Origin of the sequence: Streptomyces sp. NRRL S-495, from assembly GCF_000966955.1 — a bacterium.
Lineage (GTDB): Bacteria > Actinomycetota > Actinomycetes > Streptomycetales > Streptomycetaceae > Kitasatospora > Kitasatospora purpeofusca.
In genome coordinates this window covers 1-12,512 of sequence record NZ_JZWY01000537.1, presented here as the reverse complement: position 1 = coordinate 12,512, position 12,512 = coordinate 1, and the positions used below count along the sequence as shown (strand labels likewise).

Sequence of the window (12,512 nt, the reverse complement as noted above, 5' to 3'; positions counted from 1 at the left end):
CGTCAGCTCGGTGCTGAAGCTGCCGGTCAACAAGCAGAAGAAGAAGCTCGACTACCTCGGCTCGGCGCTGCTCAGCTCCGCCATCGTCGCGATCCTGCTGGTCTCGGTCTGGGCCGGTGACCAGTACTCCTGGGGCTCGGTCCAGATCATCGGCCTGCTGGTGCTCGCCGCGGTGCTGCTGGCCGGCTTCGTCCTGCAGGAGAAGCGGGCCAGCGAGCCGGTCGTCCCGCTGGAGCTGTTCAAGGACCCGGTCATCCTGGTGGCCACCGTCGGCCTCTTCCTCGCCTCGATCTCGCTCTTCGTGGCGACCGTCTACACCCCGCTCTTCCTCCAGGTCGCCAACGGGGACACCGCCACCGAGTCCGGGCTGCTGCTGGTCCCGCTGATGATCGCGACCGTGGTCAGCCTGACCGTCTCGGGCAAGGTCGTCGCGGCGACCGGCAAGTACAAGCTGTTCCCGATCGCGGGCCTGCTGATCATGGCGGTCGGCCTGTACCTGATGTCGACCCTCAAGGCCGACTCCTCCCAGGTGGCCGCAGGCGGCTTCCTGGCGGTGTTCGGTATCGGCTTCGGTCTGGTCACCCAGGTGCTCATCGCGGCGGTGCAGAACTCCGTCGAGATGCGCCAGCTGGGTGTGGCGACCGCCGCGGCGAACTTCTTCCGCTCGCTCGGTGGCGCCATGGGTGTGACCGTCTTCGGTGCCATCCTCAACGCCCAACTGCGCGACCAGCTGCCGAAGAAGGTGCCGGCCGAGGCGCTCGCGCGGCTCGGCACGGACGGTCTGCTGACCTCGCCGGCCAAGGTCCGGGCGCAGGCGCCCGAGGTGCGCGACGGTGTGGCCTCGGCGCTGGCCGAGTCGCTGCACACGGTCTACCTGATCGGCATGGTCATCGCGCTGCTCGGCGCCCTGGTCGTGGTCTTCCTCCAGGAGCGTCCGATGCGGGCGCCGATGGGCGCGCCCGGCGGCAAGGGCCCCGGCGGCCAGGGTGGCCCGGGCGGTCCCGGCGGCCAGCACCAGGGCCAGGGCGGCCCCGGTGGCGGCCAGTGGCAGGGTCAGGGCGGCCAGGGCGGCGGCCAGGGCCAGGGTGCGCCCGGCGGCGGCCAGTGGCAGGGCCAGGGCCAGGGTGCCCCGGCAGGTCAGGGCCAGGGTCAGGGCGGCCAGGGCGGTCAGTCCGGGCACGCCGGCCCCGCGGGCGGGCGGCCGGAGACCGCGGCCGGCTGACGGCCGCCGCTCCGCCCCGGTCGACCGACCGGTGTCCGCCCCGATAGCCCCTCCTCCCCTACCGTTACCCCCGGCGGTGGGGGAGGAGGCTTGTCCGGGGCCGGAACTGATCGCACGTCAGCACTGGATACGGCTCGAAACGGACGCCGAAAGCCGTCGCGGAGTGAGTGTTCACCCGCTAGGCTGGACGGGCAGTCGGCACCCCGGCCGCGGTGGGGCGGGGTGTCTGGCACGGCCTTCCCCGCCGCACTCCGAGCGCCGGGAGTACCGGCGCGACCAGCCCACCAGGAAGCGGGTCGACTCCATGGCCGACATACCCAGCCGGCGGCGTGCACTCTCCCGGGACCTCCCGCCCGCCGCCGCCCCCGGCATACCCCCGGCGACCAGGATCGGTGTCATAGGTCTTGGCGTCATGGGCGGTGGCATGGCCTCCCGCCTGCTCGACCAGGGCCACCGGATCGTGGTCCACAACCGCACCCCCGAGCGCGCCGCCCCGTTCGCCGCCCGCGGCGCCGTGGTCGCCGCCACCCCGGCCGAACTGGCCTCGCAGGTGGACGTGGTGCTGCTCAGCCTGGCCTCCGAGGCCGCCGTCGAGGAGCAGCTGTTCGGCGCCGGCGGGGTGCTGGAGACGCTGCCCGCCCACGGCATCGTGATGGACACCAGCACCGTCTCCCCGGACTTCGCCCGGTCGGTGGCCGAGCGCGTCGCCGGCCGCGGCCGCAGCGCCGTGGACGCCTGCATCATCGGCAACGGCCAGCACGCCAAGGACGGTGAACTGCGCTTCATGGTCGGCGGGTCCGCCGAGACCTTCGAGCGGCTGAGCGCCGTACTGGAGCCGCTCGCCAAGGAGATCCGCCACCTCGGCCCGAGCGGTCTCGGCGCCACCGCCAAGGTGATGCTCAATGTGCTGATGGGCGTCGAGATGCAGGTGCTCGCCGAGTCGGTGACGCTGGCCCAGCGGGCCGGCATCGACCGCGAGCTGGCCCTCTCGATGATCAGCGAGAGCGGCTTCAGCTCGCCCGTGATGAAGTACAAGGCCGGCGTGATGCGCCGCCGGGCCTACGGCGAGCCGCAGTTCCGGCTCGACCTGATGCGCAAGGACCTCCGGCTGGCCACCGCCGAGGCCGGTCGCCTCGGTGTCGCCACCCCGGTCTGCGACGCCACCCACGAGACCCTCGTCGCCGCCGCCGAGGCGGGCCTCGGCGAGCTGGACTGTGCCGCCGTGCTCTCCCACGCGGAGGTCACCGCCGGGCTTCCCGGCACCCCGGACCGTACGTGAACCACTCGTTCTCACCGAGGAGTTGATCCACGTGTCCCAGCCAAGACGGCCTCGGGCGGCCGGTTTCGGCACCGCCCTGGTGGCCCTGTTGACCGCCCTCGTCCTGCTCGCCGCCACCAATGGCGCGGGCGCCGAGGACACCGAGTCCCGCCCCCGCCCCCCGGCGAACTGGAGCAGCTGGCAGTTCGACCAGTCCGGCAGCCGGTTCAACGGCCAGGAGAGCCGGATCACCCCGGCCACCGTCGGCGGCCTCGGCCTCAAGTGGGCCTTCGGCCACGAGAAGGTCCAGGGCGTCTACCTCGGCAGCCAGCCCGCCGTGGTGGACGGCACCCTCTACGTCGGCGGTGCCGAGGGCACCTTCCACGCGCTGGACGCCAAGACCGGCGCGGCGCGCTGGACCTTCGACGTCGCCCCGGTGGCCGGCGCCCACTCGGCCACCAACCCGGACCCGGTCCGCAGCAGCCCGGCCGTCGAGGGCAACACCGTCTACTTCGGTGACAACCGCGGCTACCTGTACGCGCTCGACCGCCGCACCGGCGCCCTGCGCTGGTCGCTGAAGCTGGACACCCACCCGCAGGCCCAGATCACCAGCTCGCCGCTGGTCTACAACGGCCAGGTCTACGTGGGTGTGTCCAGCAAGGAGTCCGGTGCCACCTTCGACCTGACCTACCCGTGCTGCACCTTCCGCGGCTCGGTGGTCGCCGTCAACGCGTACACCGGACAGCTGAGTTGGCGGCACTGGACCACTCCCCAGCCGCAGCAGGTCGGCACCTGGCCCAACGGCGCGGCCCGCTACGAGCCCTCCGGCGTCGCCGTGTGGAGCTCCCCGGTGGTCGACCGGGAGACCGGCACCATCTACGTCGGCACCGGCCAGAACTACACCGGCGCGGCCGGCGACACCGACTCGGTGCTCGCCCTGGACGCCTACAACGGCAATGTCCGCTGGCGGTCCCAGGAGGTCTTCCCGGACACCTTCACCGTCGCCTGCGGCATCCCCGGCGCCGACGCCTACTGCCCCAGCAAGGCCAACGGCACCGACCACGACTGGGACTTCGGCGCCAGCGCCAACGTCTTCAGCATCGGCAACCGCCGGGTGATCGGCATCGGCCAGAAGAACGGCATCTACCACGTCTACGACGCGCTGACCGGTGCCAAGGTCTGGGACCGCGCGGTGGTCGCCGACCCCAACACCAAGGGCGGCAGCTCGGGCATCCAGTGGGGCACCAGCTTCGACGGCACCCGGCTCTACGTCGCCACCTGGTTCGCCAACCCGGGCACCCTGTACGCGCTCGACCCGGCGACCGGGGCGATCCTCTGGCAGACCGAGAGCCCGGCCGACGGCTGCCAGTGGGGCGGCGCGGCCGCCAACCCCGAGCTGTGCCAGCGGGCCTTCACCCCCGCCGTGACGGCCACCCGGGGCCTGGTCTACGAGGGTGGCGCCGACGGCAAGATGCGCGTCTTCTCGGCCACCACCGGCGCGGTGCTCTGGCAGTACGACGTGGTCCGCGACTTCACCACGGTCAACGGCGTGCCGGGTCACGGCACGGCGCTCTCCGGTGGCGGCGGCGCGGTGGTCGCGGACGGCATGCTCTACGTCCAGGCCGCGTACTACCCGCAGTACCCGAGCAATGCGGGCGGCGTTCTGCTCGCCTTTTCCCTACCGTAGGACCCGTCGGCGTAGCGAAGGTCAACTCACGGCCGGCGGCAACCAGTTGCCGCCGGCCCCGGCAAGGAGGAAATTATGGACATCGTCGTGGTGGGAGCGGCCGGTCGGACCGGACGGCTGCTCGTCGAGAAGGCCCTGGAGAACAAGCACAGCGTCACCGCGCTGCTGCGCGACCCGGCCAAGCTGCCGATCGAGCACGAGCGGCTGACCAAGGTCCGCGCGGACGTGTTCGACGTGGAATCGCTGACCGGCCCGCTGGCCGGCAAGGAGGCCGTGGTGATCGCGCTGGGGGTGACCACCCGCACCACGACCACGGTGTTCTCCGAGGGCGCGCGCAACGTCATCGCCGCCGCCCGGGCGGGCGGGGTGCGCCGGCTGGTCACCATGTCCTCGGCCGGCCTGGAGACCAAGCACCTGCCGGCGATGCAGCGCTTCGTCGCCGAGTTCGTGGTGGACCGGGTCTACCGGAACATCCACCTCGACCTGGCCCGGATGGAGGACGAGGTCGAGGCCAGCCCGCTGGACTGGACCATCGTCCGGGTGCCGATGCTGACCGACGGTCCGGCCACCCCCAACTACCAGGCGGTGGTGGGCGGCCACATCGCGAAGGCGTCGCGCATCGCGCGGGCGAACGTCGCCGACTACATCGTCACCCATCTGGATGACACGGCCACCTACGGCCGACGCGTCGAGGTGGCCAACTGATGACCCCCGGCGGGGGCCGGCCCGCCCGCGGCACGTCCGCGGCGCGGGCCGGCCGCGCGCCGGCCACCGGCCGGCCTCCCGCCGCCGGGACCGACCGGGGCTGACCGGGGCCGACCAAGGCCGTCCAAGGCCGTCCAAGGCCGATCGAGGGGGAAACGCACCGTGAACATCGTCGTCTTCGGCGCGACCGGTGGCACCGGCCGCCACTTCCTGGAGCTGGCCGCCGAGGCCGGGCACTCCACCGTCGCCTTCGCCCGCGACCCGCTGGCCCTGGCCGACGCCCGCCCCAGCACCATCCGGCAGGGTGACGTCCTCGACCCGGACGCGGTGGCCCGCGCCGTCGAGGGCGCGGACGCGGTGGTCTCCGCGCTCGGCATCGGCTACAGCCGGGCCGCCACCACCGTCTACTCGGCCGGCACCGACCACATCCTCAAGGCCATGCGCGCCACCGGCGTCTCCCGGGTGCTGTGCGTCTCCACCACCAGCATGAGCCCGGTGCCCTGGCGCGCCGCCCCGTTCCAACGGGCCCTCACCTCCTGGGTGCTGCACCCGATGCTCCGCCGGCCGTACGCCGACATGGCGCGAATGGAGCGGTTCCTGCTGGAGGACACCGAGCTGGACTGGACGCTGGTCCGGGCCGCCCGGCTCACCGGCGGCCGGGCCCGGGGCCGCTACCGCACGGCGGTCGGCCGCCGGCTGCCCGGGGCCTGGTCGATATCCCGCGCCGACCTCGCGCACTACCTGCTCGCCGCGCTCCAGGAGCCGGCCGCGCGGCGCGAGGTCGTGGAGATCGCCTACTGACCGCCCGTCCACCGCCGGTCCGCTGCCCGTTCGCCGCCCGCCCGAAGCCTGCGCGCAGTCGGCCCGCGGCCCGTTCGCCGAACGATCCCGGCCGCCGGCCGCCCGCGCGCCGCGCCGCCCGTACTCAACGAGCGGTACGGCCGGCTACTCCCGCCGTGCGATGCCCCGCCCACCCCGGCCGGGCAGAGTAGGGGGTGATCCCGTGGATCACCCAAGCCATGGGCCGGCGGCCGTACACCATCCACCCGGTGGCCGCCGGCCCGTGGCCCGCGTCGCCCCTCGCCCTCCGGAGCACAAGCCGATGCCCACACCTCCTGGTCCGACCGCCGCCGACACCCCCGAGGCCCCGACGGCCCCCGCCGGGCCCGAGGCCGGCCGCGCCGCCCGCGCCGACCGGCCGGAGCCCCCGGCCGGCCTCGCCGGGCGCCTCCGCCTGCCCAAGCACGCCCGCCGGGTCTGGCTGACCGTGCACGTCGCCTGCTCGGTCGGCTGGCTCGGCCTGACCGCCGGTGTGCTCGCCCTCGGCATCGCCGGCCGCTTCTCCGACAACCCGGACACCGTGCGCGCCGCCTACCTGGCGCAGGAGATCTTCGCCGACTGGCTGCTGATCCCGATCAGCCTGCTCTCGCTGCTCTCCGGCGTGCTGCTGTCCCTCGGCACCACCTGGGGCCTGCTGCGCTACCGCTGGGTCGCCACCAAGTTCTGGCTCACCCTGGCCGCCACTCTGGCCTCGATCTTCGCCCTGCGCGCCTTCATCCACGACGCGGCCGGCCAGGTCGCGGCCGGCACCGTCCCGCCGGACGGCCGCTCCCCGCACGTGCTGGTGATCGCCCCCTCGGTGGCCCTGGCCATCTACCTGACCGCCACCGTGCTCTCCGTGGTCAAGCCCTGGGGCATGACCGAGCGGGGGAAGCGCCTGGCCGCCGAGGCCCGCGCCGCACGCGTCAACCGGGCCGCGGGCGCGGCGCCGGGGCGGTGACCGTTACCCGTTCATGAGCACCGACCACGTGAGCACCGACCACGATCCCTATCCCGGACCGCCGTGGACCAGACCCTCCTGGACCAGGCTCTCCGCCCTCCTGGTGGCCCTGGTCCAGGTGGTCGGCTCCACCGCCGCCGCCCGCGAGCAGACCGACCGGGCCGCGCTCGACGCGGTCGGCTACGCGCTGCTGCTGCTCGGGCCCGCCCTGCTGCTCCTGCGCGACCGCTTCCCCGGTCCGGTGGTGGCCGGCGTCACCGCCGTCACCATCGGCTACCTGCTGGCCGGCTACCCGTACGGCCCGGTGTTCTTCAGCCTCGCCGTCGCCGTGTACGGCGCGCTCGCCCGGGGCTGCCGCCGGTGGGCCTGGATCTCCCTCGGCGGCGGCTACCTGCTCCATCTGGCCAGCTCCCACCTGCTGCCGCACGACTGGCAGCGCGCCCCCGGACCCGGCCCGAGCTGGTGGCAGGAAGCAGGGGCGGCGGCCTGGCTGCTGCTGATCCTGGCCGGCGCCGAGATCATGCGCTCGCGCGGCGAGCAGCTCGCCGCCCGCCGGCTGGCCCGGCGGCAGGCCGAGGAGAACCGCGCCGCCGAGGAGCGGCTGCGGATGGCCCGCGAACTCCACGACATCCTGGCCCACTCCATCTCGGTGATCCATCTCCAGGCCGGGGTGGCCCTGGAGCTCATCGACGAGCACCCGGAGCAGGTGCGGGCCGCGCTGACCGTCATCAAGGCGACCAGCAAGGAGGCGCTCGGCGAGGTCCGCCAGGTGCTCGGCACCCTGCGCGGCCCGGACGGCCAGGCCCCGCGCACCCCCGCCCCCGGCCTCGCCCGGCTGCCCGAACTCGTGACCCAGGCCGGCCACGCCGGGCTCACCGTCACCGTCGACACGGTGGGAGCCGCCCGGCCGCTCCCCGCCCAGGTGGAGCTGGCCGCGTTCCGGATCGTCCAGGAGGCGCTCACCAACGTCATCCGCCATTCGGCCGCGCGGAGCGCCACGGTTCTGATGGACTGGTCCTCCCCGGCGGGGCTGCTGCTCCGGGTGGACGATCCGGGCCCGGCCGCCGGCGGTGACGGCGGCGGCTCCGGCAACGGCCTGGTCGGCATGCGCGAGCGGGCCGCGGCCTTCGCCGGCGAGCTGACCACCGGTCCGCACGGCGGCGGCTTCCGGGTCAGGGCCTGGCTGCCCGACCCCGCGGGGCCGGGCACGGCGAGCGAGGGGAAGCGGACGGGATGATCCGAGTACTGCTGGCGGACGACCAGGTCCTGGTCCGGGCGGGCTTCCGGGCCCTGCTCGACGCCCAGCCCGACATCGAGGTGGTCGGCGAGGCGGACGACGGCGGGGCGGCGGTCCGGCTGGTGGAGGAGCTGCGGCCGGACGTCGTGCTGATGGACATCCGGATGCCCGGCACCGACGGCCTGGAGGCCACCCGCCTGATCTGCTCCCGCCCCGAGCTCTCCGCCGTCCGGGTGGTGGTGCTGACCACCTTCGAGATGGACGAGTACATCTTCGAGGCGCTGCGGCTGGGCGCGGCCGGCTTCCTCGCCAAGGACACCGAACCGTCCGACCTGCTGCGCGCCGTCCGGGTCGCCGCGGTCGGCGACTCCCTGCTCTCCCCGGGCGTGACCCGCCGGGTGATCGACGAGTTCGCCAGCCGCTCCCGGGAGCCCTCCGCCGGCGGGCAGCTGCTGGACGCGCTCACCGACCGGGAGCGCGAGGTACTCACCCTGGTCGGCATGGGCCTGAGCAACGACGACATCGCCCGCCGCCTGGTGGTCAGCCCGCTCACCGCGAAGACCCACGTCAGCCGCGCCATGGTGAAGCTCGGCGTCCGCGACCGCGCCCAGCTGGTCGTCCTCGCCTACGAGTCCGGCCTGGTCCGCCCCGGCTGGCTGTAGCGGCGGGGGCGGCCCGGGAGCAGTCCGCGCCCCGGGGCGTACTCCCGGTGTCGTACCCGCGGTGCCGCTCCCCGGAGGACGCGGCGGACCCCCCTTCGGCGAGAAGCTCGTGGTGGCCTCGGAGACCGTCCGGGGCCGGCGCGGCCCCCGTCCGAACGTGCGGGGCACACCGAGGAGTTGACCGACATGCAGAGCACCGCACTGCTCGCCGACGCTTACTGCCGGGAGGGCTGGGGCCCGTGGAACGGGGGCGGCCCCGGTCCGTGGTTCCTGCTCTTCCCGCTGTTCTGGCTGATCGTCCTGGTCACCGTGTTCACCGTCTTCCGCCGCCGCGGCTTCGCCCGGCGCGGGCCGTGGGGCCCGCCGTGGGCCGGCCAGTGGGGCGGCCCCTGGGGCGGCGGCCCGGGCTGGCGCGGCGGCCCCTGGGGCGGCGGCGGTACCGAGGCCCCGCTGGCGAGCCTGGCCCGCCGGTACGCCGACGGTGAGCTCACCGAGGAGGAGTACCGCACCCGCCGGGACACCCTGCTGGAGCACTTCCAGGGCCCGGACGACACCAAGCCGGGCCAGGGCGGTACCAAGTGACCACCATCCCGGTCCTCGAACTGGTCGAGACCGACCGGATGGCCGCCCGGGTGGCCGACGCGGTCAAGGTCTACGGCATCGGCCGCACCGAGGTGCGTGCCCTGGACCACGTGACCGTCGGCTTCCCGGCCGGCCGGCTCACCGCGATCATGGGCCCGTCCGGCTCCGGCAAGTCCACCCTGCTGCACTGCGCGGCGGGACTGGACCGGCTGACCGCCGGCACCGCGATGATCGGTGACACCGAGCTGGAGAACCTCAGCGACCGCAGGCTGACCCTGCTGCGCCGGGAGCGGATCGGCTTCGTCTTCCAGTCCTTCAACCTGGTGCCGGTGCTGACCGCCCGGGAGAACATCACGCTGCCGGTCGACCTGGCCGGCGGCGAGGTGGACCGGGAGTGGGTGGAGACCCTGATCGACGCGGTCGGCCTGCGGGACCGGCTGGAGCATCGGCCGACCGAGCTGTCCGGCGGCCAGCAGCAGCGGGTCGCGCTGGCCCGGGCACTGGCCGGCCGGCCGGAGGTGGTCTTCGCGGACGAGCCGACCGGCAACCTGGACTCCCGGACCGGCGCCGAGGTGCTGGAGCTGATGCGCCGCGCGGTGGACGAGATGGGCCAGACGGTGGTCATGGTCACCCACGACCCGACCGCCGCCGGCTACGCGGACGAGGTGCTGTTCCTCGCCGACGGCCGGCTGGTGGACCGGATGGAGCGGCCCACCCCGGCGGGGGTGCTGGACCGGATGAAGGACTTCGACCACGCCCCCGCGGCAGGCCGGGGAGGCGCGGGGTCATGAGCGAGCGCAGGGAGCGAATCATCGAGGGGTGCGCATTGAGCGAAGCGCCTGCCGAGCGCAGCGAGGTGGACTCATGAGCAGTACCACCGCAACCCTGCGGATCAGTCTGCGCTCGCTGGCCGCGCAGAAGCGCCGGCTGGCCGGGACGTTCACCGCGATCCTGCTCGGGGTGAGCTTCCTGACCGGCACCCTGGTGCTCGGCGACACCCTGCGCGGCAGCTTCGACACCCTGTTCGCCGATGCCAACCGCGGCACCGACGCGGTGGTGCGCAGCGCCGATGTGATGGACACCGAGAACACCTTCGGCGGCGTCCGCGCCCCGGTGGACCTCGCGCTGGCGGACCAGCTGCGCCAGGTGCCCGGGGTCGCGGCGGCCGAGCCGGCCATCCAGGGCTCCGGCCAGCTGATCGGCAAGAACGGCAAGGCGGTGGGCGGCCAGGGTCCGCCCACGCTGGCCGGTTACTGGCAGCCGGACAGCGGGCTCAACCCGTACCGGCTGGCCGAGGGCCGGGCGCCGCAGCAGCCGGGGGAGGCGGTGATCAACCGGGGCGCGGCCAAGGCCGGTGACCTGAAGATCGGCGACTCGACCATCCTGCGCGCCCCCGACCCGGTGCCGGTGACGATCGTCGGCATCGCGACCTTCGGCGCCGAGGCCGACGGCATGGGCCAGAACACCTACACCGGGCTGACCCTGGCGGACGCCGAGCGCTATCTGACCCCGAAGGGGCAGGGCCAGGCCACTTCGATCCAGTTCCGGGCCTCGGGCGGCGTCTCCCAGCAGGAGCTGGTGACGGCGCTGACGGCGAAGCTGCCGGCCGGGCTGGAGGCGGTGACCGGGACGAAGGTCTCGGAGGAGGCCACCGCGCAGGTGTCCAGCCGCTTCCTGACCATGTTCACCACCCTGCTGCTGGTCTTCGCGGGCATCGCGCTGCTGGTGGCGACCTTCACCATCCACAACACCTTCGCCATCGTGGTGGCGCAGCGCACCAGGGAGAACGCGCTGCTCCGGGCGCTGGGCGCGGCCCGCGGCCAGGTGCTGGGGGCGACCCTGGCGGAGGCGGTGGTGGTCGGGCTGGCGGCCTCGGTGGCCGGAGTGCTCGGCGGGATCGGGATCGCGGCCGGGCTGAAGTCGCTGTTCAAGGTGATCGGCTTCAGCCTGCCGACCGGCAGCCTGGTGATCAGCGCGGTCTCGGTGGGGCTGCCGCTGCTGGTGGGCACGGTCACGGCGGTCGGCTCGGCGGTCGCGCCGGCCGTGCGGGCTGGCCGGACGGCGCCGCTGGCCGCGATGCGGGCGGTGGCGGTGGACGGCGCGGCCGACGGCCGGGCCGGGCGGATCCGCTGGATCACCGGCGCGCTGCTGATCGCGGCCGGTGCGGCCGCCACGGTGGTCGGCGCGACGGACGGTCCCTCGGTCGGGCTGACTGCGGGCGGGGCGGTGGCGACGCTGCTCGGTGTGGTGGTGCTCGGCCCGGTGTTCGCGACCTTCGTGGTGCGGCTGCTGGGCGCGCCGCTGCCGAGGCTGCGCGGGATGCCGGGTGTGCTGGCACAGCGCAACGCGACCCGCAATCCGAAGCGGACGGCCGCGACGGCCAGCGCGCTGATGGTCGGGGTCACGGTGGTGTCGCTGTTCACCGTCTTCGGCGCGTCGATCAAGGCGACCATGGACGACACGGTGAGCCGGACCTTTGCCGGGGACCTCGCGATCTCCACCGGCGGCTTCCGGGCCGGTGCGCTCAGCCCGAAGCTGGCGGACGCGGTGGCCGGGCTGCCGGAGGTGCGGCAGAGCGTGGGCCTGGGCCGGGGTGTGGCGCGGGTGGACGGCCACGGCCGGACCCTGGACGTCACCGACCCGACCCGGCTGGCGGGCATCGTGGACCTCGGCCGGGTGGACGGTTCGCTCCAGCTGGGCACCGACGGCCTGGCGGTGTCCAGGACGGAGGCGGAGAAGCAGGGCTGGCAGGTCGGCACGACCGTGCCGGTGCGGTTCAGCGACGGTGCCGAGACGCCGTTCACGGTGAAGGCCCTGTACCAGGGCAGTGAGCTGGTCGGCGACTACCTGGTCACCCGGGAGGCGTGGGCCCCGCACAAGGGCCAGGACTCCGACTCACTGGTGGCGGTGGCGCTGAAGGACGGGGTCTCGCTGTCGGCCGGCAAGGCGGCGGTGACGGCGGCGGCGGTGCCGTTCGGCGACCCGAAGGTGCAGACCCGGTCGGAGTACGCGAAGAGCGCGGCCTCGGTGGTCGACATCATGCTCTCGGTGGTCTACGCCCTGCTGGCGCTCGCGGTGCTGATCGCGCTGCTGGGGATCGCCAACACGCTGACCCTGGCGGTGCACGAGCGGACCAGGGAGCTGGGCCTGCTGCGCGCGGTCGGCCAGACCCGCAGCCAGTTGCGCGCGATGGTGCGCTGGGAGTCGGTGCTGGTGGCGCTGTTCGGCACGATCGGCGGCCTGGGCCTGGGGGCGTTCCTGGGCTGGGCGCTGGTCCGGGCGGCCGACACCGAGGGGACGGGCAGCTTCGCCGTCCCGCCGCTCCAGCTGTCCGTGGTGCTGCTGGCCGGGCTGGTGGCGGGGGCGGTGGCCGGGTTGC

Annotated in this window: 11 protein-coding genes; all 11 read left to right on the top strand. The window is 74.1% G+C overall.

Annotation, left to right across the window (positions count from 1 at the left end):
* On the top strand, positions 1-1,222 hold a 1,222-nt coding region (locus tag VR45_RS26390), incomplete at its 5' end, for an MFS transporter (protein WP_159394362.1).
* Between the two features lie 304 nt (positions 1,223-1,526).
* On the top strand, positions 1,527-2,501 hold the full coding sequence (locus VR45_RS26385; RefSeq protein WP_078896849.1) for an NAD(P)-dependent oxidoreductase: 975 nt from the start codon (positions 1,527-1,529) through the stop codon (positions 2,499-2,501).
* A gap of 31 nt (positions 2,502-2,532) precedes the next feature.
* Positions 2,533-4,167, top strand: a complete 1,635-nt coding sequence (locus VR45_RS26380; protein ID WP_234326183.1) for a PQQ-binding-like beta-propeller repeat protein — start codon at positions 2,533-2,535, stop codon at positions 4,165-4,167.
* 75 nt (positions 4,168-4,242) lie between these two features.
* Entirely contained in the window at positions 4,243-4,872 is a 630-nt protein-coding gene (locus VR45_RS26375) for an NAD(P)H-binding protein (RefSeq protein ID WP_045942332.1), read from the top strand.
* 162 nt (positions 4,873-5,034) lie between these two features.
* The gene (locus VR45_RS26370; RefSeq protein WP_045942331.1) at positions 5,035-5,673 is read left to right on the top strand and encodes an NAD(P)H-binding protein; all 639 of its coding nucleotides are present in this window, start codon (positions 5,035-5,037) and stop codon (positions 5,671-5,673) included.
* Between the two features lie 301 nt (positions 5,674-5,974).
* On the top strand, positions 5,975-6,652 hold the full coding sequence (locus VR45_RS26365; protein WP_353612717.1) for a DUF2269 domain-containing protein: 678 nt from the start codon (positions 5,975-5,977) through the stop codon (positions 6,650-6,652).
* Between the two features lie 13 nt (positions 6,653-6,665).
* Positions 6,666-7,889, top strand: a complete 1,224-nt coding sequence (locus tag VR45_RS26360; protein WP_078896848.1) for a histidine kinase — start codon at positions 6,666-6,668, stop codon at positions 7,887-7,889.
* Positions 7,886-8,551, top strand: a complete 666-nt coding sequence (locus VR45_RS26355; RefSeq protein ID WP_045942330.1) for a response regulator transcription factor — start codon at positions 7,886-7,888, stop codon at positions 8,549-8,551. The genes VR45_RS26360 and VR45_RS26355 overlap by 4 nt, the downstream gene beginning before the upstream one ends.
* A gap of 186 nt (positions 8,552-8,737) precedes the next feature.
* Positions 8,738-9,133: an SHOCT domain-containing protein gene (locus VR45_RS26350; protein WP_045942329.1), complete on the top strand. Its 396-nt coding sequence runs from the start codon at positions 8,738-8,740 to the stop codon at positions 9,131-9,133.
* Positions 9,134-9,171: 38 nt separating this feature from the next.
* Positions 9,172-9,924, top strand: a complete 753-nt coding sequence (locus VR45_RS26345) for an ABC transporter ATP-binding protein (RefSeq protein WP_045942334.1) — start codon at positions 9,172-9,174, stop codon at positions 9,922-9,924.
* A gap of 73 nt (positions 9,925-9,997) precedes the next feature.
* On the top strand, positions 9,998-12,512 hold a 2,515-nt coding region (locus VR45_RS26340), incomplete at its 3' end, for an ABC transporter permease (RefSeq protein WP_045942328.1).